The organism is Roseateles sp., assembly GCF_039595595.1.
In the GTDB taxonomy this organism is placed as follows: domain Bacteria; phylum Pseudomonadota; class Gammaproteobacteria; order Burkholderiales; family Burkholderiaceae_C; genus Roseateles.
Genome location: NZ_JBCNLG010000018.1, coordinates 29,014 through 50,210, shown reverse-complemented (window position 1 = coordinate 50,210; position 21,197 = coordinate 29,014). Strand labels below are relative to the sequence as shown.

Sequence of the window (21,197 nt, the reverse complement as noted above, 5' to 3'; positions counted from 1 at the left end):
CCCGGCTCCGGCGCCCCCACCGTGCCGTGCTGGTGCGGGAACACATCGACGGTCAGGGCCGATCGGCCTATCCGGCTTCGCATGCCACAGGACCGCTTCGCGTCCTCCCCACGCCGGTGCCCGTCTGCACCGAATCTGGTGACTTCCAACGACACGTCCACCAGAGGCCCCCCATGCCGGAAATCCCCAGCTCCAGCAGCCCCGCGCCGCTCCTGTCCGCCAGCACCAGCCCCAGCATCCCGCGCGAGACCTCGCAGCAGACGGCCGCGCAGCCGTCCTCCGACACCTCGGGCTCGCATTTCCTCGGCCTGCGCCGGCGCCCGAAGCGTCAGGGCGACATCGAATCGGGCAGTCCGCCCGCCGGCGACCGGGCGGTGGGCTTCTCCTCCGCGGTGGCGCCCAAGCTGCAGCAGGCGCTGATGAGCACCTACGGCTCCAAGAAGCAGCATCCGATCACCACCACCGGGACGATCCTGGGTTATCAGGCGTGGAATCAGCTCTCCGCGGGCGGCCCGCCCGGCGAGATGCCCAAGGCGCCCAAGCTGCCGCCGCTGGAGCCGGATCGTTTCGCGTTCTCGATCCCCGCATCCAAGCCGGAGCAGTTGAAGCTCGCCACGCAGTTGCTGGACACGCCCGCGCTCGACAAGTGGATGCCCGCGCCGCAGGCGTCGCCGGGCGCCGCCGCGGCCTCACCGCTGGCGCAAATCCTGGGCGCGTCCGCGCAGACCGTGGCGGCGGCTGCCACCGCGGCCCTGCAATCGGTGGGGATCGCGGCCCGTCCCACGGCGACGCTGACCGACATGGCCTCGCCCGAGGCCCGCGCGGCGGCCGCCTCGCGCCCGCCGATGCTTGACGCCCGGGTCGGCGAGCAGAAGGCCTTCATCGAACTGGCCGGGGCGCAGTACGCAGCCCGCGGCATCGAGATCGAGGTCGACAAGGCCGTGCTGTGCCTGCAGGCCGCCGCGGGGGACCAGGGGCCGCAGGTCGAGGCCTTCGCCAAGGGCGTGAAGCCATTGCTGACCGCGCTGCGCCGCCTGCCCGCCGACGCGCCGCCGGAGCGGCGAGAGGAGCTCGAGGGCGCGCTGCGCCGGCAAGGCGCGGCCATCATCGATCTGCCGCCCGAGCTGCAGACGCCGCTGCACCAGGCGATGGCCAAGTTCGACGGCGCCGTCATGGCCGAGGCCCAGGCCACGCAGCGCCATGCGGCCGCGCAGGACCGCCTGTCGACGCTGCAGAACGAGCGCATGAGCACCCTCATCGACCAGGCGCGTGGCGTTCACGCGCCGCTGGGCGAGGTGCTGCGCTCGGTGGCGGACCGGCTGAGCGCACGGCCGGCCAAGGGCGATCAACTGCCGCGCGACACGGTGCTGGAGAACGTCTTCAACGCCGGCATCGTGGCCTTCGCGCCGCGGACGGCGACGGGGCCGCTGAGCCTGGGCGAGATCCAGGCGGCACCGATGACGCACGCGCTGCAAACCCTGGGCACGCTGGATGCGGGCCGATTGGCCACCATCACCGCGGACCCCGGCTCGCGTACGCCCGCGCAGTCCGCCGCCGTGGCGCTCGCACGGGAAGTCGCGGTGCTGCCCCGCGGCGTCGAGATGCTGTCCGCGCTGCTCGCGCCGCCCCAGGCGGGCGCGCCGGCGCTCGACCTGGAGACCTCCGAACGCCGCGTCGCGGCCTTGCGCGTGATGTTCACGGCTGATGCCGCGCTGCAAACCTCCGGCGGCGAGCTGCCGCAGCTGGCGCGCAGCGCCGCCGCTCAGGCGCTGCAGACCTCGGACTTCAAGCTCGACGGTCTGGCGCCCGAGCTGCGCCGCGCTTTCAACGCGGTGCGCAACGGGTTCTTCGAGCAGGGCCCGGGCACGCCGCTGCAGCAGGCTGACAACTACCTCAAGGGTCTGACCACGGACATGCTGTCCAGCGTGTCGCGCGAGAACTCGGTGATGGGCGCGATCGCGCGCGCGCTGCCGGTGGGCGGCGCCACGGCGCTGAACCCCTCGGCCATCGCCTCGGCCACGCGCACGCTGGCGCAGGCGGGCCTGATCACCAGCACGCCGCAGGCGGTCGATGCGATGCGCGGCGGCATCGAGACGCTGCGCGGCGGCGACGGCGCGCTCCCGGCCGAACTCGCGCTGAAGACGCTGGCGCGCGCGCTGGACGCCGCGGTGCCGAAGGAGACGCCGGAGCACCTGCTCAGCGCGACGGTGGCCGAGGTCCAGGTGCCGGTGCGCTTCGGCCTGGATGACCGGACGCTGCAGGCGCATCCGAAGCTCGCCGACCTCTGGGGCCGCTACGCCGAAGGCCAGATCAAGCCGGCCGAGGCCGCGCATCAGCTCGCGCGCGTGGCGGCGGCCGATCTCGCCGCGGCCGGTGAGCCGGAGGTGGCCAAGACCGTCGGCGCGTTCCGCAAGACGCTCGACGGCGCGGTCGGCTCCGCGATCTGGAACCGCGGACAGATCGACAACAAGGAGCAGTTGCTCGATGGCCTGATCTCGATCGCCCGGTTGATGTCGGTGCGGGACAAGTTCAAGTTCAGCGGCGGCAACAGCTACGGCTTCGACACCTCGCGGGTGCAGATGGGCATGAAACCGGCCGACTTCCCCGACCCGCTGTCGCTGACGATGCGCGTGGCCGCGGCCGGCAAGTACCAGCACGACCTGGTGATGGAGATCGGCATGACCACGGCCGCCTATTACCTCACCGCTGGCACGCAGAGCACCGTGGCCGGGAAGCTGGGCTTCGGCGCCGGCGCCTCGACCAGGCTCACGGCCGGCGAGGTGTCGCTGAGTCTTCGCGCCGCGGACCTGACCGCCGCCGCCAGCTACGAGAACCAGTGGCAGAACGGGCTGCAGGTGCGCGTGCCGCAGGACGTGCCGACCCAGCCCAAGAACCAGCTCGAGTTCGAGGACATGCTGCGCCATGCGGTGATGTGGCAGGAGATGGGGCACGCCGGGCCGGTGGACGCGATCCTCAAGAACGTCGACGTGGCCTCGCTCAATCTGCTGGGCAAGTACAACCGCGAGGCCGTCCGCGGCGAGCTGTCCGGCACGGTGCTCAGTCCGCAGATCACGTTCTCGCGGCCGCTGGACGGCACGCCAGCGGCGGGTCCGTCCGCCTCGGAGGCAGTACCGGCACCGGCACCGGCCCCTTCCGCGGCCGGGCAGAAGCTGGCGCAGGTCGTGCAGGGCCGCGTGGCGCTGGCGCAGGGCCGCACCGTCGGCGAAGTGCGTCACGCGATGGCGGACGAGGCATCGGGCTACTACCGCTATCCGGAGGAGCGCGCTGGTGCCCGGACGCTGCAGCAGAGCGGCGCGGCGGCCAACCTGAGCGTGAACCTGAAGCGGTTCGACGATGGCAAGACGATCAACGCCACCGACGTCGCCGGGGCGAGCCGGATGGGCGACCACCTCGGCGGCACCGAAGTGACCAAGCGGCTGGTCACCGTGGACGGCGTCACGGCACCGATGCGCACGCGCCGCATCACCGAGTTCGTCGACCTGCCGCGCTTCGAGCAGGCCATCGAGTCCGACCGCGCGCGGTGGATCAACCACGGCAACACGTACACGAAGTTCCCGGACGGGTTCAAGCAGCCGGCGGACGACTTCCGGCTGCGGCAGCAGTCGTCGGAGTCGGACCTGCGGCAGATCTTCCAGGACGCGGGCAAGCTGGACAACCAGTTCAAGCAGTACCTGGCCGTGGATTGCATGCAGGTGCCGGCCGCGGCCATCGTCGACGGCTACGACGCCAGCGCCGTGCTGGCGCGCAAGCTCGGCAGGCCTGAAGAGGCCGTGGCGATCCACGCGGAGCGCGAAGCCTTCCTGGCCGAGGACTCGAGCTGGCAGCCGCGGCGCATGGCGATCAACAACGTGTTCAACACCGCCAACCAGCCCGGCGTGACGCTGCTCGGCCTGGAAGTGCGCGTCGCCGACAACTCGGAAGGCGCGCACAACGACGTGTTGTTCCCGCGCGGTTGACGGCTTCGCACTGCCACCGCCACCGGCCCTCACCCCTCTCCCGCTTCGCGGGAGAGGGTGAAAGAAGGCTGCCGCAAGCTTCGCAACGCATCGCAGCGCTTCGCCCCGCCGCCTGCCCGCGATGGCTTGGGCTCATAGATTGACTCCTGTCGCAGCGCCCCCGCTGCTCCAGCCTCCGAGGCCCGTCCACCATGTCCGGCGAAAAGACCGAAGAGCCGACAAAGAAGAAACTCGACGATGCCCGCAAGAAGGGCCAGAGCCCCAAGAGCCAGGACGTCAACGCGGCGCTGGGCCTGGTGGGCCTGCTCATCGTCCTGATCGTGATGGCCGAGTCGACGCTGGACCAGCTCAGCGGCCTCATCGTCCGCGCGCTGCGCGAGGGCGTCGCCGCCAAGAGCAACGAGGAACTGCTCGCGCTGACCGTGGACATCGCCCGCGCTGGCTTCCTCGCCACCCTGCCCTTCGTCGCCGTATCGGTGGCGCTGGGCCTGATCGCGTCCTTCGCGCAGGTCGGCTTCAACCTGTCGTTCGAGCCGCTCAACCTCCAGTTCGACAAGCTCAACCCCGCCGAGGGCGTCAAGAAGCTCTTCTCCGTCCGCTCGATCGTCGACTTCCTGAAGATGGTGGCCAAGGCCATCGCGCTGGGCGCGGTGCTCTGGGTCATGATCCGCGGCCTCGTGCCGCTGCTGGTCGGCGCGGCCTACTTCGACGCGGCCGGTGTCGGCGTGCTCGGCTGGAAGGCGCTGATCAAGCTGATCTCCGCCGGCTGCCTGGTCTTCATCGTCGTCGGCCCGGTCGACTTCGGCCTGCAGCTGTGGCTCTTCAAGCGCGACCAGAAGATGTCCAAGGACGAGATCAAGCGCGAGCACAAGGAGAGCGAGGGCGACCCGCAGCTCAAGGGCAAGCGCAAGGAGCTCGCCCACGAGATGGCCACCTCGCCGCCCGAAAAGCGCGTGCCCGGCTCCACCGTGGTCGTCACCAACCCCACCCACTACGCGGTCGCGCTGCGCTACGAGCCGGGCGAGACGCCGCTGCCGGTCATCGTCGCCAAGGGCATGGATGCCGAGGCGCTGCGCATCCGCGCGATCGCCGAGAAATCCGGCGTCCCCATCGTCGGCAACCCGCCGCTGGCGCGCGCGCTGCACAAGCTGCCGGTCGACGACGCCATCCCCGAGGAACTCTTCGAGGCCGTCGCCGCCGTGCTGCGCTGGGTCGCCTACCTGCACACGCTGACCTCGCCGGCGGCCCTCCCCGCTTCGTCCGCGCCCGCCGCTTCCTCCACCGCGCCGCCGCGCCCCGCCGCGCCGCCGCCGTCCCCCTGACCCTTTCCGGAAGGACCCGCCGCCATGGCCGCCCTGCGCCTCAGCCCCACCATGGGCAACGACCTCACGATGGCCGCGCTCATCGTCGCCATCGTGGCGCTGATGATCCTGCCGCTGCCCACGATGCTGATCGACACGCTGCTGGCGATCAACATCGCCGTCAGCGTGCTGCTGCTGATGACGACCCTGTTCATCCCCAACGCGGTGTCGCTGTCCTCGTTCCCGTCGCTGCTGCTGTTCACGACGCTGTTCCGGCTGTCGCTCAACATCGCCTCGACCAAGGCCATCCTGCTGCACGCCGACGCCGGCCACGTGATCGAGAGCTTCGGCAACCTGGTCGTGGGCGGCAACCTGGTGGTGGGCATCGTCGTCTTCATCATCATCACGGTGGTGCAGTTCATCGTGATCTCCAAGGGCTCGGAGCGCGTGGCCGAGGTCGGCGCGCGCTTCACCCTGGACGCGATGCCCGGCAAGCAGATGAGCATCGACGCCGACCTGCGCGCCGGCATCCTCACCGCCGAGGAAGCCAAGCGCAAGCGCGCCATGCTGGCGATGGAAAGCCAGATGCACGGCGGCATGGACGGCGCGATGAAGTTCGTCAAGGGCGATGCCATCGCCGGCCTGATCATCACGATGGTCAACATCCTGGCCGGCATCGTGGTCGGCGTGCTGTACCACGGCATGACCGCGGGCGATGCGTCCAACCGCTTCGCCGTGCTGTCCATCGGCGACGCGATGGTGTCGCAGGTGCCCTCGCTCTTCATCTGCGTGGCCGCCGGCGTGCTGATCACCCGCGTGGCCGACGAGCAGGAGAAGAAGCCGCGCTCGCTGGGCCAGGAGATCGGCGCGCAGCTCTCGCGCAATCCGCGCGCCATCTATCTGGCCGGCGGCCTGACCATGGCCTTCGCGCTGGTGCCGGGCTTTCCGGCGCTGCAGTTCTTTGGCCTGGCGCTGGGCCTGGTGGCCATCGCCCATTGGCTGGGCAAGCGCCAGCGCAAGGAAGAGGCCACCGTGCTGTCCAAGCCCATCGGCGCGCTGCAGCGCGAGGGCGGCAAGGGCGACGCGCCCGCGATCCTGCAGCAGCCGCCGCACTTCGCCAAGCCGCTGGCGATCCGGATGTCGCGCCCGCTGGGCGAGCTGCTCGAGGCCGACCGCCTGGACGAGGCGCTGGAGTCCGAGCGCCACAAGCTGCAGGCCCATCTGGGCCTGCCCTTCCCCGGCGCGGCGATGTGGGTCTCGGCGGAGCTGCCCGGGCACCGCTTCGACGTGCTGCTCAATGACGTGCCCGCGAGCCAGCACACCGTGCCCGGCCGGCTGCTGCTGGTCACCGACCCGGCCAGCCCGCTGGCCGGCTCCGCCCAGCGCCACGGGCCGATCCTGCATCTGGCCGAGTCGCTCTGGCTGCCGCCCGCGGCCGTGCCCGAGGCGCAGCGCGCCACCTGCATGGACCTGGAGTCGGTGATCGCGGCGCAGGTCTTTGGCGTGCTGCGCCGCCACGCCCACCTGTTCATGGGCGTGCAGGAGGTGCAGTGGGTCATCGACCGTGTCTCGCCCGAGTACCCGGGCCTGGTGGCCGAGGTGCAGAAGGTGCTGCCGCTGCAGCGCATCGCGGAAGTGCTGCGCCGGCTGCTCGAGGAGCAGGTGCCGATCCGCAACGTGCGCTCCATCTTCGAGAGCCTCATCGCCTGGGGTCCGAAGGAGAAGGACATGCTGCTGCTGACCGAGTACGTGCGCGGCGACCTCGGCCGCTACCTGGCCTTCGAGGCGACGGCGGGCCACGGTCATCTGTCGGCGGTGCTGCTGGATCCCGCCATCGAGCAGGCGATCCGCCAGTGCATCAAGCCCACTCCGGCCGGCAACTACCTGGCGATGCCGCCCGAGAACGCGATCGCGCTGACCGACCGCATCGCCGAGCTCGCCGGCGCGCCGTCGCAGGGCGTGGCGCTGGTCACCTCGATGGACATCCGCCGCTACGTGCGCAAGATGATCGAGGGCCGGCTCGACTGGCTGCGCGTCTACTCGTTCCAGGAACTGGGCAGCCTCGTCGAGCTGCGGCCGATCGGCCGCGTGAGCGGCTGAGCGCGCGGACCGCCGGGCCCCATGTCGCGCACCGAGCCCCGCCGCCCCCTGCGGCTGCTGCAGCCCGCCGAGGTCGCGGGGCGCCCGGCCGCGGCCGCGCAGGCGGCGGCGCAGCAATCCGCGGACCGCTTCAGGCGCACGCTGGGCGCCACGCGCCGGCAGGACGCGGGCGACGCCGCGCCGGACTCGCCGTCCTCGCCGGGCGCGGCCGCCGCGCGGGACACCGTCTCACCGCACGCCGAAGGCGGCGGGCTCCAGCCCCCCAGCGACCGTCACTCGACGCTGGCCCGGCCGATCGCGCCGCCGGCTGCCGCGCGAACCGCGGCGGTCCTCCACGCGCTGCCCGCGCGCGACGACGGACCGGCGCCCGAGGCGCTCGACGTCCCGCCCGACGACACCGGACCGGACGCGCCGGCCGCCGGCGCGGACGACTGGCCGCAGCGCATGGCCGCGTCCATCGCGACGCTGTGCGCCCGCGCCGATCCGGCCATCGTGAACTGGACCGTCACGATCCCGATGGATCCGGCCGTCCTGCCCGACACGACGCTGCAGCTGAGTCTTTCGCAGCACTGGCTCGCGCTTCGCTTCTCGACGCAGTCACCGCGGTCGCACCACCTAGTCTGCCAATACCGCCCCCGGCTGCTCGAGCAGCTTGAGCGCCTGCCCCAACTGCCCCACGGCATCGACATCGAAGTCCTATGACGCCTGAGCTGCTGACCGCCACGACGCCAGACACCGCCCCGCCCCGGCGCCGCGCCGTGGCACGCGCGGAGAGCCTGACCGGCCGTCTGCCGGCGCTGCGGCCGGCGGCCGCGCGCGCGGCGCGCGTCGGCTTCGATGGCCGCTTCCCGCGCTGGCTCGCCGAAAGCGTTGGCGTGGCCGCGCAGGTCCATGCCGCGCGGCCGCCGACGGAGCTGCTGTCGCTGGACCTGCGCAGCGCCGCCGGCCGCGCCGACGTGGCGCTGGATCCGGCGCAATGGCCCGCGCTGGCGATGGCGGCCGAGCTGCCCGATGCCGAGCTGGCGCGCGAAGTCGCCGATGCGCTGCTGGCGCCGCTGGCTGCGCGGCTCGCGCCGCTGCTGCCCGGGCTGCGCCTGGGCGCGATGCGCCGCTATCCATCGAGCGCCGTCAGCGCCGGCGGCCTGCCGGCGCTCACGGTCGGCGGCGCGCAGCTGTCGCTGGTGCGGCTGGATCGCGCGCTGGCGGATCACCTCGACGCGCTGATGCGCGACGGCGCGGCCTCGCCACTGGGCCGTCTGACCGCGCTGCGGGTGCCGATGCGCCTGGCGCTCTTCGACCGGCCGCTGGGCCAGCGCGCGCTGCACGGCCTGGCGGCCGGCGATGTCGTGCTGGCCGGGGCCGCGCGCCGCGCCGGGCCGCGCTGGCGCGTCACCTTGAAATTCGGACTGGGAATCACGATGCAAGCCACTGCCGACCTCGACCTCGACGCCTCCCGCGCCCACCTCGCCGCCCCGCCCCGCCTCGTCGACGAGGCGGCCGCGCCGCTCGCCACGCCCGATGTCCAGGGGCTGGAGCATCTGCAAGTGCCGGTGTCCTTCGAGATCGACAGCGCCCGCATCGCGCTGGGCGAGCTGGCCAGCCTCGGCGAAGGCGCGGTGATCGAGCTCGACATGCCGCTGTCCGAAGCCGCGGTGCGCCTGGTCTGCCATGGCCAGACGCTGGGCATCGGGCACCTGGTGGCGATCGGCGACCAGCTCGGCGTGCGCATCCAGCGCATGGGGGTGGGCGCGACGGGCGCCTCGGGTGCAGCCGGCGCGATGAGCGCGATGGGCCTGGGGCAGCCGTCATGATGCCGCTGCCGAGCACCGATCCGGTCTCGCTGTTCCTGGTGCTGGCCGCGATGGCGGTGCTGCCGTTCGCGGCCATGGTCGTGACCTCGTACACCAAGATCGCGGTCGTGCTGGGCCTGCTGCGCAACGCCATCGGTGTCCAGCAGGTGCCGCCCAACATGGTCCTCAACGGCGTGGCGATGATCGTGTCCTGCTACATCATGGCGCCGGTGCTGATGGAAGCCTCGGAGCAGATGCGCAGCGCCTCGCCGGCCCAGACGCAGTCGAATGCGCAGCAGCTGCTGGGCGCCGCCGACGCCGCGCGCGAGCCCTTCCGCCGCTTCCTCGACAAGCACGCCGATCCGGCCGAGAAGGCCTTCTTCCTGAAGTCCGCCGCCGCGATCTGGCCCGCCGAGCGCGCCTCCCAGCTCAAGAAGGACGACCTGCTGGTGCTGGCCCCGGCCTTCCTGCTGACCGAGCTGTCGGCGGCCTTCCGCATCGGCTTCCTGCTGTACCTGGCCTTCGTCGTCATCGACCTGGTGATCGCCAACGTGCTGCTGGCCATGGGCCTGTCCCAGGTCACGCCGACCAACGTCGCCATCCCGTTCAAGCTGCTGCTGTTCATCGTGCTGGACGGCTGGCCCAAGCTCATCCACGGGCTGGTGCTGACCTACCGCTGACCTGCCGCGGACCACCAGCGCTCCGCCATCGCCCGCCCTGCCACCGCTCTCTCTGCCGCCGCTCCGCCATGCACTTCGAGAACATCATCCGCCTCACCTCCGAAGCCCTCATGATGTGCCTGATGCTGTCGCTGCCCGCGGTGGCGGTGTCGGCCATCGTCGGGCTGCTGATCTCCTTCGTGCAGGCGATCACCTCGCTGCAGGACTCCAGCATCTCGCAAGGCATCAAGCTGCTGGCGGTGACGGTGGTGGTGGCGATCTGCGCGCCCTGGGCCGGCTCGACGCTGCTGCGCTTCTCCGAGAACCTGCTCGCGGCGATGTTCCTATGAGCGCCGGATCGATCCGCCGCCAGTTGGCTGCAGAAGCCGCCGCCGCCGCGGCGCGCGTGTCCGAGGCCAGGAGCGCCGCCGTGGCGCACCGGCACAACCTGGACCCGCACGAGAGCGAGCTGCAGCGCAGCCAGGGCCATCGCGGCCATTTCCGCGGCTACGTGTTCCGCAACGTCCGCGCGCCCACGCCGCCACCCACGCGGCGCACGCCGACACCGCGCCGCCGTCCCCCCGCGCCGCCCGGCGCTGGCGCGTCCGGGCTCGACCACGACGAGCAGGCCACGGCACCGCCGCCTTCGCCGGGCGGTGCGGCGGCCGCCGAGGCGCTGTTCGCGCCCGCCTTCCAGCCCGGGCCGCTGACCCGCCATGACGAGCCGGGGGAGCGCGACCAGGAGCACCGCCGCGAGGAAGCGCGCGGCCGGCAGCGCTGGCGGATCGGCGCGCGGTCCGAGCCGCCCGCCAGCCCGGCGGACTGGCACGCGGCGCTCGAGGCCCGGGCCGGCGGCAACGCGAAGGCGCTCGCACCGGCCGCGGCCGGCATGATCACCGCGGCCTCGCCGGAGTACCGCGCGATGGCGCTGGTGGGCACGCTGCTGGCGCTGGATGCCGACCCGGCCGTGGCGGCCGGCGCGGCCGGACAGGGCACGGCGCTGGCGCTCGCCGCCGTGCGCGCCTATCTGCTGCATCGCGCCGAGCCCGGGCCGCTCGCGACGCTGGCGCGCGTCAAGCAGGCGCTGCTGGACCAGCGCTCGGAACCGCGCCCGCCGTCCCCCGCCCCGGCCGATCCCGCCGATCCGGCCGTGCAGGCGCGCGAGAACCGCCACCTGCTGCGCCCCTTGCAGTTGCTCAACGCCGACCGGCCGCGCACCGAGGCTCAGAACGTCCAGGCCTGCGACCGCATCGCGCTGGTCTGCGCCGCGTCGGGGATGCCGCCGCGATGAGCCAGGAGCGCTTCCAGGCGCTGGTGCGCGACCTGTGCCGCCACATCGACCTGCCGGATCCGGAGGACGTGCTGCGCCGCGGCACCATCGAGGTCGAGGGGTTCGAGGTCAACCTCGCCAACTTCTCGAACGATCCCGGCGCGATGTACCTCAACTTCCATTACGGCATCGTCACCGCCGGACGCACGCTGCGCGTGTTCCGGCTGCTGCTGGAGGCCAATCTGAGCGTCTACGCGCAGGACCAGGCGCAACTCGGCCTGCACGCCGACACCGGCGGCATCGTGCTGATCGTGCGCGTGCCGCTGAGCGACAGCATCGACGCGCCCTGGCTGGCCGAGACCCTGACCCACTACGCCGAGCACGGCCGCTACTGGCGCGACAACATCGCCAATGCGACCGAGGAAATGTTCGCCGGCATCTGCGCCGGCGACTACTTCTGGATCCGCGCCTGAAGCGGCGCGCGCCCGCGCGGGCGCGTGCTCAGAACTCGCCGGGCCAGAGGTGGCGCAGGTAGCCGGGCGGCTGCTCCTGCGGCCGGCCTTGCGCGTGCAGCGGCAGCCCGCTGGCGGCAAGGCCGTAGTCCGGCATGGCCCAGCCCAGCGGCTGCTCGTGCAGCAGGTCGAGCCGGTAGCCGATGCTGTAGACCGCCTGGATCCGCACCGCCGACTCGGTCGCGCCACAGCTCAGCTTGCGCCGCAGCCGGTAGACATGCTGCTCGAGCGTGCGCTTGCAGATGTCGGTGCACCCTCCCCAGACCCGCGCGGTCAGGCTGGAGGCGCTGACCACGCGCCCGGCGTTGGAGAACAGCTCCCACGCCAGCGCGAACTCGCGCGCGGTCAGGCTGATCTCCCGGTCGTCGCGCCGCACCGCCGAGGCCGACGCGTCCAGCGAGTACGGCCCGACCTCCAGCCCCATGCGCCGCAGTTGCCGCGGCCGGCCGACGCGCGCCTGCAGGCGCGTGAGCAGCGGCTCGACCGAGTCCTCGTAATCGGCGTAGTCGGTCGCGCCGTGCGCCAGCGCGTCGACCATGCCGACAGCGTTGTCCCCGCTGACGACCAGAATCGGCGCGACGCCGCCCAGGCGCAGCTGCAGCATCGCGAGCCAGTCGATGAGGCTGGCATCGGCATCCTCGAGCAGCACCGCCTGCGCTTCCCCCCGCTTGAGCGCATGCACCACCGCCGCGGCCGAAGACAACGGCCGCAACTCCACGCCATGCGCCCTCAGGTCGCGAACGAGGGCGGCCTGCCTGGCCTTGTTGATGAACAGTCCAACGAGCTTCACTGAAATTCTCCTGTGCCACGCCGGTGGAATGTGTCTTCCATTGCACTCCGGCGTGACGGCTTGGAACGGTTGCCCATTCCGGTATTGACGGCCCATCCCGAAGCCGTCGCCATTAGCGAAATAGTTCATTCGCTGATCTATCAGGGTTCCAGTTTGGCTCACGTTCAGTTGCGTCTCGATGGCCATTCTTGTGACAAGAAGCACAACTTGGGGCTATCACCCACCGGCTGGACGAACGCCATGTAACGTTCCCATCCTGCTCATTGGAGATTCACTTTCATCCCATCAATAGTTTGGGGTCAAGACTTCGTCGCCAGGAGCGGGATTGGTATCTACCGCAAAGATGCCAGTCGCGACCATCCGGCGGCGCTTCGCCACCGCGCGCAGGCCTTCGCGCCGCTCGTCCCGCCGGGCCGGACCGCGGCGCAAGCTCGCCCGGCGGCTGCCCTGGCGGCCGTCGCGGCGGCGCACCGCCCGCCCCCTTCCCTTTCTTGCCCCCGGAGGCCTTGATCCATGAGCAGCACGCGCGGATGGCGCACCCTCGTCCGGCTGAAGGAGCGCCGGCTGGAGCAGCTGGACGCGGCGCTCGACGCCGCCCGCGCCCAGGTGCGCCAGCAGCAACAGCAACTGGAGGCGCTGATGGCCGAGGCCGACGGCTGCCGCGAGCGCGAAAACGCGCAGCGGTCCAAGCTGGACGCGCTGGCCGGCTCGGCGCAGGGCTTCCGTCCCAGCGACCTGGTGACGCTGCAGCACCTGCTCGAGGACGCGGCGCGGACCACGCTCGCCGCGGCCAAGCGGGTGCAGGACGGCGAGCGCCAGGCCGAGACCGCACGCCAGGCGGTGCTGTCCGCCCAGCACGCGCGCCGGCGCGGGGAGCAGCAGCTCGACGGTTGCCGGCAGCGGCTGGAGAGCACGCTCCGGGCGCAGCAGGCGGAGCAGGACGACCAGCAGGACGAGGAGGCCGAGGAGGCCTCGGTCGCCCGCCTGCTGGCCGCGCGGCCGGACCGCCAGCCGGAGGCGGCCTGAGATGGCGGCCCCGGATCCGCTCGGCGGCACCCAGGCGCTGATCCACCTCGGCGAATCGATCAAGAGTCTGCTGACGCTGCTGGCGCTGTGCAGCCTGCGCGGCTATGTCGCGATGCTGGTGCTGCCGGTCACCAACGACCAGGTGCTGCAGGGCGTGGTGCGCAACGGCCTGGCGCTGACCATCGGCATCTTCATCGCCTGCGGGCAGCCGCTGCAGGTGGTGGACGGCCTGTCGACCTTCGCGCTGTGCGTTCTGATCGCCAAGGAGGGCCTGATCGGGCTGCTGCTGGGCTACGCGGTCTCCACCGTGTTCTGGGTGGCCGAAGGCATCGGCGTGCTGATCGACAACCAGGCCGGCTACAACAACGTCCAGCAGACCAATCCGCTCAGCGGCGAACAGAGCACGCCGGTGGGCAACCTGCTGTCGCAGCTGGCGATCTGCGGCTTCTACCTGCTGGGCGGGCTGATGGCGCTGGTGGGACTGCTGTTCGAGTCCTTCCAGTGGTGGCCGCTCCAGCGCGCGATGCCGGACTGGTCCAACCTGCTCGAACGCTTCCTGCAGGCGCAGATCACCGGCTACCTGCAGGCCATGATCAAGATCTGCAGCGCGGTCGTGATGGTGCTGCTGCTGATCGACCTGGGCATCGGCCTGATCTCCAAGACGGCCGACAAGCTCGAGCCCAACAACCTGAGCCAGCCGATCAAGGGCGCGGTCGCGCTGCTGATGCTGGTGCTGCTGGTGGCGGTGTTCTTCGACCAGGTCAAGCCGCAGCTGGCGCTGCACACGATGGCCCGTGAGCTCTCGGCCTGGTTCCAGCCGGCCCATTGAGGCCCCATTGAGGCCCCATTGAGCCCCCCCTGGAAGCGGCCCCGCCGTTGGGAACGTTTCCGCCGGATCGTTTCGTTTCGTATCCAACGGCGCCGCTTCGCCCGGGCGGCGTCCGGCGCCGCGGCGGCGCGGATGCTGTGCCTACCCAAGCTGTCCCTGGAAGGAGGACTTGTCATGACCCTGGCTTCATCATCATCGACCGCGCGGCGCGGCACGCTGCCGCTGACGCCGCACATCATGCTGGACCCGCCGTTGCCGCCCGCGCGGCGCGACGGGCCGGCCGCCCCCGGCACGGGGCTGTTCGACGCCGACGTCGGCACTGTGTGGAAATCCGCCCACGCGATGCCGGACGGCGGCGACGCGCTGCTGACCATGCGCTGCTTCAGCATCGAGGGCCTGCAGTTGCGGCTGGCCCAGCTGCTGCTCGGCCAGGAAGGTCTGCTGCGGCCCGAGGCCGTGCGCTTCCTCGCGGGCGGTCTCGACCAGGCCTACGTGGACGCCGTGAGCTACCGCCGTCTCGCCGCGGCCGCGCCGCGCGTGATCGGCGATCCTGACAAGCATCCGCTGTATGTCGACCTGCTCGCGCAGCGGCTGGTGATCGATACCTCCCGCTGCTTCGTCCCTGGCCAGGCGCGCATCACCGGCGAGACGGTGCACGGCGTCGTGGCGCTGCTCGAATCGCCGCAGTTCCGCGCCGTCACGATGCATCACCGCTGCGCGCTGGGCCCCGAGGCCTCGGAGGCCGAAGTGGCCCTGGCGGCGCGCGCCCTGCTCGACGCCGCTCGCCGTGTCGCCCGCCAGGTGCTGCAGGAGCCGGACTTCGCGCTGAGCGGCACCGCGGAGCAGCTCGCCCGCGATGTCGGTCCCAAGCTCGTGGCCCGCGCGCTGTTCACCGGCGCCGTCAGCGCCACGAGCGCCGTCGCGGCCGCCTTCGCGGCGCGCTGGAAGACCGGCGCGCTGCCGCTGCCCAAGGATTGATCCCCCGACCGCGCGCCCGGTGAGGACGCGCCCTTCCCCCAACCGACTGCCGCGCAGTCGTCACCAGGAGCCCTTCATGTCCGTGAACAACATTCCCGGCAGTACTCCCGCACTGGTCCGTCCTTCGGACTTCCTGCCCAAGCCCGTCAAGCCCTCCGACTTCCAGACCCCGCCCCAGACGCCGGCGGCACCGGAAGGGCTGTCCACACGCGTATCCGCCGACGCCGGCATGCCGCCGCGATCCGCGCTCCCGGGCGGGCCCGGAGGTCCCGGGGGCCCCGGGGGTCCCGGTCCCAATCATCCGGTCCCGCCGAACGATCCGCCCAACCCCAACGGCATCCTGGCCAGCGGTGGCAAGGAGTCCACGACGCAGGCCAAGGCGGATGCCAAGACCTCGATGGACAACCTCCGGGAGATCAACGAGATCAACATGAAGTTCCAGATGGACATGGCGCAACTGCAGATGATCAAGGGCTTCGTCGAAGCGCAGGCCAAGGCGATCAAGGACATCGGCACAAAGATCGCTCAGGCGGCCAGCTGAACCTGGCGTTCCTCATTCTTCGCGGCCTGCGCCGCGCCATCTCCCCCCAGAGGCCCGCCCGTCGGAAGACGCGCGGGCCTCGCCGCATTTGCACGCGCGCCGCCGGCCCGCAAGCGCTGTTGCGTCCGTTCACGAATGAGACGGCAACGTCGTGAAACCAGTGGGAAACGAACAGAGGATTCGTGAGGATTTCGCCGAGGCCTTGTGATCCATCGCGAAGGGGCTCGCTCCTAGCATGAGCGCATTCCGTTCACGACTCGTTGGAGATTTCATGCTTCTGCTTGCTTTGACCGCGCTGCGCGCCACGCCCCTGCATGCCGACCTGGCACGCCTGACGCTGGAGGGCCAGTTGCCCGCGGCGCTGCGCATGGGCGGCGACCATTTCGAGCGCCTGCAGCGCACACCCGACACCGCGCCGCAGCGTTCCGCGCTGGGCCAGTTGCTGGGCCGCGCGCTGCTGGCCTGCGGCCGCGAAGAGGAGGCCGAGGAGTTGTTCCAGCGCCAACTGCGCCATTACGAGGCCATGTCGCGCCACATGGTGCGCTGGTATGGCGCGATGGACCAGGGCGCGATGCTGCTGCACCTGAACAAGCCCGGCCGCGCGATCGAGTGCCTGGGCCAGGTGGGGGACGACGTGCGCGCGCCGGTCGCGGCCCGCGTCGAGGCGATGGCCGGCGTCGCGCAGGCGATGCTGAGCGCCGGCGACTGCGGCGGCGCGATGCGCTCGCTGGACGCGGCGCGCAACCTGGCGGCCGCGCTCGGCGATCCGCGCTTCGCGCAGCTCGTCGACTGCATGGCGCTGGAGCTCGCGACGCTGCACCGCGAGCGCGGCGGCGACGCGCTCAATGACCACGCGCTGGGATCGGTCTACCGCGAAGGCGCCTGCGACGCGCCGGACAACACGCTGATGCGCCAGCAGCTCGGCGCGGCCGCGGAGGCGGTCCGGAGCTGGTCGCCGCTGGTGGCCGCGCGCATGGACCATCTGCGCCGAATGCTGGCCGCGGACTGCACCGGCCCGGCCGCCGCGGCCCAGGTCGCGCAGCACCTGAGCTGGCTGCGCGAGCGCCGCATGAGCGAGTTCGAGACCCAGGCCCGCATCGAGGGCGCGCTGATGCTGATGGGGCGCGGGGCCTCGCATGCCGCGTCGGAACTCCTCGCGCCGCTGACCTTCAACGAACAGCAGATGCACCGCAGCCGCCATGCGCTGGAGCTGCAGTACTGCCAGGCCAAGCTGCACCAGCAGCAGGGCCGCCATCTGGACGCCCTGCGGCTGTACCGGATGCACACGCAGCACGCGGTGCAGTCGCTGCGCACCTACGCGTCCGCGGCGCGCGCGCCGGGCTTCGTGCAGCAGGCCAAGGCCAGCGCCGCGGACGCCGGCGACTCCGCCAAGCTGCGGTTGCCGCTGCGCTATCGCCGCGCCTACCAGTTCATGATGGATCACCTGACCGACGAGCATCTGTCGGTGCGTCAGGTCGCCGCGCATGTCGGCGTCACCGAGCGCGCGCTGCAGCTGGCCTTCCGCACCCACCTGGGCGTCACGCCGGCGGAGATGATCCGCACCCGCCGCGTCGAGCGCATCCACGGCGAGCTGCAGGCGCATGGCGGCGAGGCCGGCGTGCTCGAGATCGCCTCGCGCTGGGGCGTGAAGAACCGCTCGACGCTGGTGCACAACTACCGCAGCCGCTTCGACGAGACGCCGACCCAGACGCTGCGCGGCGGCGCGGAAGGCGACATCCTGCAGGCGCGCTCCGACGCCTGATCACCCGGGGACACAGAGCGCGCATCGGGCGCGCCTTGCTTCCCGCATCGGCCCGGGTCCGGGCCGCATCGGACAGGCGCCTCGCCGGATTTCCGGCCAGGCGCCTGATGTCATTCGCCGTCGTAAAGCTTGAGGATCCGGCGCACGTAGTCCTGCGTCTCGCGATACGGCGGGATGCGGTTGCCGTAGCGCTTCACCGCGCCCTCGCCGGCGTTGTAGGCGGCGAGCACCAGGTCGACGCGGCCGTCGAACATCTCGTTGAGGTCGCGCAGGTAACGCGCGCCGACATCGATGTTGGTGGCGGGATCGAGCAGCTCGCGCGTGGAGCCGACGCCGTAGCGCGCGCCGGTGGCCGGCATGATCTGCATCAGGCCGAGCGCGCCCTTGGGCGAGCGCGCCTGCGTCTGGTAGGCCGACTCGACATGCACCAGCGCGCCCACCAGCCGCGGATCCAGCCCATGCTTGCGGCTGGCCTGCTGCACCATCAGCTGCAGATGCGGCGCGCCCAGCGCCAGCGGCGGCCGGTTCGATCCCGGCCGCCAGGGCATCGGCGAGGGCCGCGGCCGCGCGAACGCCAGGCTGGCCGGCTCGCTGTCGATGCGGGCGGGCAGCTCCGCGGCCTCGAAGGCCGCGCAGCGGCGCACCGCCGCGCTGAAGCGCACCGACAGATCCTCCAGCGCGATCCGCTCGCTGCCGTCGAGCATCTCGCAGCGATAGCGCACGCCGGCCTCGGCGCAACCCGCCCACAGCGCCATCAGCACGATCGGCACGATCGGCAGCGCCGCGCGCCCTTCAGGCATCGCCGCGCAGCGCCGCCAGCTCTTCGCCGGCCTGCGCCAGGAGCAGTTCCGCCTCGGTCGACGCAAGCTGCGTGCGGCTCAGCAGCGACGAGAACTCGGCCATCGCCCCGTCGAGGTCGATCGCGCCATCGTCTGCGCCACCGTCCGCGCCATCCTCCGCGTCCGCCGCGGCCGAGGCCGCCGGCTGCGCCATCAGCGCGCCGCCGAACAGCAGCGTGTGCACGCGATGCAGCTTCAGCGCGATCTCGCCCGCGCTGCGCAGGCTGTCGTCGTCCTGGCGCAGCGCGCTGACGCGCTTGATCTCCAGCATCAGGCGCTGGAAGCGCTCGACCTGCGTCTGAACGGTGGCTTGCACCGTCTGCAGCGAGGCGAAGAGGTCGTGGTAACCGGCGGCGGCCAGCGTGGGGGCAGTCAGCATGAGGGACTCCTGGTTGAGGAACGTGGGATGAGGGACTCCCGCGCGAGGCGCGCTCCGGTCCCGCCGGCAGTGTCGGCAGCGGGCCCGGGCGGCGGCCCGGCCGTGCGAACACCGGTGCGCCGATGCGAACGCGGCGGCGCCGGGCGGCGCGCGCGCCGCTGTCCATGAGGAGCGTCCCGCTCCGGCCACGTCCGCGCGTTCGCCGTGACGCACGCCGCTTCGTGTCACCAGGTCCTCACCGCGGGGCCGCGCCCTAGCCTCCCGATCGTCAACAAGAAGGAGCTGACCATGTCGGTGAATGGTGTCAATGGAGTGGGCGGTCCCAGCCCCTCGACGCCCGGCAGCACGCCCGTGCCGTCGAGCGATGACGGCGGCGGCGACATCACCCAGTCCAAGGCCTTCCAGCAGGTGGTGGCCGGCATCTTCCAGGGCGGCCAGGGCATGATGAAAGATGCGCTGGGCAAGTTCTTCGAGGAAGAAGAGCCCGACGAGGACGACCCCGACGCGGAGCCGCTGTGATGCGGGCGCCCCACTTCCAGCGCCGCGCGCTCGCGGCCTGCGTGGCGATCGCCGTCGCGGGCTCGGGCAGCGCGCCCGCGACACTGCTGGCGCAGGACGCGCGCGGCGCGGCACCGGCCGCGTCCAACGCGCCCGCGGCATCCGCCACGTCCGCCGCATCCGCGATGGCGCCCGCTCCGGCGGTCACGTCCGCGACCTCCTCCGCGGCGGCATCCACGGCGACATCCGCCGCCAAGGCTCGCCCCCGCGCGGCCGGCAGCGATCGCCGTCTGGAGCGCCGCTTCGTCTATCGCGCCGAAAGCCGCCGCCTGTCCGACGTGCTGCAGGACTTCGCCGCCAGCCAGGGCGTGCCGGCGGTGGTCGGCGACGGCGTGGACGGCGTGGTCAACGCCAGCTTCGACAGCTCGCCGCAGGTCTTCCTGAGCGCCATCGCCAAGGCCTATGGCCTGATCTGGTACGACGACGGCACCGCGCTGTACTTCTATCCGGCCCGCGCGGTCCAGAGCCGCATGTTCCGGCTCAAGGGCTACAGCCGGCGCGAGGTCACCGAGCTGCTGAACTCGCTGAACCTGGGCGACAAGCGCTATCCGCTGCGCTTCAACGACGCGCAGCGCACGCTGTTGGCCTACGGGCCGCCGCGCCATGTCGAGCTCATCGCGCAGGCGCTGGACTCGCTGGACCTGGGCGCGGCCGAAGGCAACGAGCGCGTCGTGCGCGTGTTCCCGCTGCGCTTCGCGTCCGCCAACGACCGCCTGCTCGGCGAGAGCAACGTGCCCGGCGTTGCCACCATCCTGCGCAATCTCTACGCGGCGCAGAGCATGCAGCCCGACACCGTGACGGGCCAGCCGTCCAATCCGGTCGACCAGAAGATCAAGGCCATGCAGTCGATGTACGGCGCCGGCAAACTGGTGCCGGACCTGCCCTCGGCGACGCAAGGGGCCGGCGGACCGCCGGCCGAGAAGCCCGGACAGAGCGGCCGCATGCTGCGCAGCCCGGTGAACTTCGAGGAGGACCAGCCCCGCTTCGAGGCCGACGAGGGCACCAACGCCGTCATCGTGCAGGGCCGCGCCTATCGCATGCGCGAGTACGAGGCGCTGATCCAGCGCCTGGACCAGCGCCCGGTGCTGGTCGAGCTGCAGGCCATGATCATCGACGTCAGCGAGGACAACGCCCGCTCGCTGGGCATCGACTGGTCGGTGCAGGGCAACCGCGGCCAGCTGTCGGTGACCTCGCCCGGCGGCGGGCCGCCGCAGACCGGCGGCGGACAGGGACTGCTGGGCAACGGCACCTACACGATCGGCACGCTGGTCGCGGATGCCGGCCGGCAGCTGATGCTGCGCATCAACGCGATGCAGGGCGAAGGCAAGGCCCGCGTGGTCTCCAAGCCCTCGGTCCTTGGCGTCGCCAACCGGCCCGCGGTGATGAAGGAGAAACGCGTGGCCACGGTGCGCGTGGCCGGCAACCTCGATGCGAAGCTCTACCAGATCGAGGCGGGCACCCTGCTCCAGGTCACGCCGCAGGTGGTGTCCGCGGGCGGCGTCAACCAGATCAAGCTCTCGCTCTACATCGAGGACGGCAACTTCGAGGCCAGTTCGGTCGACCAGGTGCCCGTGCTCAAGAAGACCGAGATCCGCACCGAGGCCCATGTGCGCGAGGGCGAGAGCCTGCTCATCGGCGGCCTGATGGTCGAGGCCAGCACCGACCAGCAGTCCGGCGTGCCGCTGCTCAAGGACGTGCCGCTGGTCGGCGGCCTGTTCCGGTGGAGCGGCAGCCGCGCCACGCGCACCGAGCGCCTGTTCCTGATCACGCCCAAGCTCGTTGGCGGCAGCGCCGCGGCCGCCCTGCCGCAGCCCCCCGCCGGCGAACTGGATCCGGGCGCGCCGGCCGCGCCGCTGGCGCGTTGAAGCGCCCCGTCCGCAACCCAC

The 21,197-nt window shown here is 71.7% G+C and carries 19 protein-coding genes; 16 read left to right on the top strand and 3 right to left on the bottom strand.

The genetic code is table 11. The features are described from left to right. Positions 1-173 precede the first annotated feature (173 nt). The 9 genes from ABDW61_RS19185 to ABDW61_RS19145 all read left to right on the top strand — a co-directional run bounded on the left by ABDW61_RS19185 (position 174) and on the right by ABDW61_RS19145 (position 11,570). Positions 174-3,977, top strand: a complete 3,804-nt coding sequence (locus ABDW61_RS19185) for a hypothetical protein (RefSeq protein WP_343640961.1) — start codon at positions 174-176, stop codon at positions 3,975-3,977. Positions 3,978-4,168: 191 nt separating this feature from the next. Next, positions 4,169-5,299: a type III secretion system export apparatus subunit SctU gene (sctU, locus tag ABDW61_RS19180; RefSeq protein ID WP_343640959.1), complete on the top strand. Its 1,131-nt coding sequence runs from the start codon at positions 4,169-4,171 to the stop codon at positions 5,297-5,299. Between the two features lie 24 nt (positions 5,300-5,323). Beyond that, positions 5,324-7,378, top strand: coding sequence for a type III secretion system export apparatus subunit SctV (gene sctV / locus ABDW61_RS19175; RefSeq protein ID WP_343640958.1), 2,055 nt, complete (start codon positions 5,324-5,326; stop codon positions 7,376-7,378). Positions 7,379-7,399: 21 nt separating this feature from the next. Continuing rightward, positions 7,400-8,080 (top strand): type III secretion HpaP family protein, encoded by a 681-nt coding sequence (locus ABDW61_RS19170; protein WP_343640956.1) that lies wholly within the window; start codon positions 7,400-7,402, stop codon positions 8,078-8,080. Then, complete coding sequence (gene sctQ / locus ABDW61_RS19165) at positions 8,077-9,189, top strand: type III secretion system cytoplasmic ring protein SctQ (protein WP_343640954.1); 1,113 nt, start codon at positions 8,077-8,079, stop codon at positions 9,187-9,189. Before ABDW61_RS19170 ends, sctQ begins: the two co-directional genes overlap by 4 nt. Beyond that, the gene (gene sctR, locus ABDW61_RS19160) at positions 9,186-9,848 is read left to right on the top strand and encodes a type III secretion system export apparatus subunit SctR (protein ID WP_343640952.1); all 663 of its coding nucleotides are present in this window, start codon (positions 9,186-9,188) and stop codon (positions 9,846-9,848) included. Before sctQ ends, sctR begins: the two co-directional genes overlap by 4 nt. A 68-nt stretch (positions 9,849-9,916) precedes the next feature. Further along, entirely contained in the window at positions 9,917-10,177 is a 261-nt protein-coding gene (gene sctS, locus ABDW61_RS19155; protein ID WP_343640950.1) for a type III secretion system export apparatus subunit SctS, read from the top strand. Beyond that, complete coding sequence (locus ABDW61_RS19150; RefSeq protein WP_343640949.1) at positions 10,174-11,118, top strand: hypothetical protein; 945 nt, start codon at positions 10,174-10,176, stop codon at positions 11,116-11,118. Before sctS ends, ABDW61_RS19150 begins: the two co-directional genes overlap by 4 nt. Continuing rightward, a complete protein-coding gene (locus ABDW61_RS19145) occupies positions 11,115-11,570 on the top strand; it encodes a CesT family type III secretion system chaperone (protein ID WP_343640948.1) in 456 nt (151 codons plus the stop codon). The genes ABDW61_RS19150 and ABDW61_RS19145 overlap by 4 nt, the downstream gene beginning before the upstream one ends. Before the next feature lie 28 nt (positions 11,571-11,598). Here the strand turns inward: ABDW61_RS19145 and ABDW61_RS19140 are convergent, their stop codons facing one another. Continuing rightward, positions 11,599-12,399, bottom strand: a complete 801-nt coding sequence (locus ABDW61_RS19140; protein WP_343640947.1) for a response regulator transcription factor — start codon at positions 12,397-12,399, stop codon at positions 11,599-11,601. A 513-nt stretch (positions 12,400-12,912) separates the two neighbouring features. On the opposite strand from ABDW61_RS19140, the gene ABDW61_RS19135 reads away from it, so the two are divergent. The 5 genes from ABDW61_RS19135 to ABDW61_RS19115 all read left to right on the top strand — a co-directional run bounded on the left by ABDW61_RS19135 (position 12,913) and on the right by ABDW61_RS19115 (position 17,535). Beyond that, positions 12,913-13,425, top strand: coding sequence for a hypothetical protein (locus ABDW61_RS19135; protein WP_343640945.1), 513 nt, complete (start codon positions 12,913-12,915; stop codon positions 13,423-13,425). Position 13,426: 1 nt separating this feature from the next. After that, positions 13,427-14,254 (top strand): type III secretion system export apparatus subunit SctT, encoded by an 828-nt coding sequence (gene sctT / locus ABDW61_RS19130; RefSeq protein WP_343640943.1) that lies wholly within the window; start codon positions 13,427-13,429, stop codon positions 14,252-14,254. A gap of 174 nt (positions 14,255-14,428) precedes the next feature. Beyond that, the gene (locus ABDW61_RS19125) at positions 14,429-15,232 is read left to right on the top strand and encodes a hypothetical protein (RefSeq protein WP_343640941.1); all 804 of its coding nucleotides are present in this window, start codon (positions 14,429-14,431) and stop codon (positions 15,230-15,232) included. A 76-nt stretch (positions 15,233-15,308) separates the two neighbouring features. Beyond that, complete coding sequence (locus tag ABDW61_RS19120; RefSeq protein WP_343640939.1) at positions 15,309-15,773, top strand: hypothetical protein; 465 nt, start codon at positions 15,309-15,311, stop codon at positions 15,771-15,773. 271 nt (positions 15,774-16,044) lie between these two features. Then, entirely contained in the window at positions 16,045-17,535 is a 1,491-nt protein-coding gene (locus ABDW61_RS19115; RefSeq protein WP_343640938.1) for a helix-turn-helix transcriptional regulator, read from the top strand. 110 nt (positions 17,536-17,645) lie between these two features. Here ABDW61_RS19115 and ABDW61_RS19110 read toward each other — a convergent pair whose 3' ends face one another. After that, on the bottom strand, positions 17,646-18,335 hold the full coding sequence (locus tag ABDW61_RS19110) for a lytic transglycosylase domain-containing protein (protein WP_343640936.1): 690 nt from the start codon (positions 18,333-18,335) through the stop codon (positions 17,646-17,648). After that, entirely contained in the window at positions 18,328-18,753 is a 426-nt protein-coding gene (locus ABDW61_RS19105) for a hypothetical protein (protein ID WP_343640935.1), read from the bottom strand. The genes ABDW61_RS19110 and ABDW61_RS19105 overlap by 8 nt, the downstream gene beginning before the upstream one ends. 288 nt (positions 18,754-19,041) lie before the next feature. Between ABDW61_RS19105 and ABDW61_RS19100 the strand changes: the two genes are divergently transcribed. Together ABDW61_RS19100 and sctC are read left to right on the top strand one after the other, a co-directional pair. After that, a complete protein-coding gene (locus tag ABDW61_RS19100; RefSeq protein WP_343640933.1) occupies positions 19,042-19,272 on the top strand; it encodes a hypothetical protein in 231 nt (76 codons plus the stop codon). Continuing rightward, positions 19,272-21,176 (top strand): type III secretion system outer membrane ring subunit SctC, encoded by a 1,905-nt coding sequence (sctC, locus tag ABDW61_RS19095; RefSeq protein WP_343640931.1) that lies wholly within the window; start codon positions 19,272-19,274, stop codon positions 21,174-21,176. Before ABDW61_RS19100 ends, sctC begins: the two co-directional genes overlap by 1 nt. The last annotated feature ends 21 nt before the right edge of the window (positions 21,177-21,197 follow it).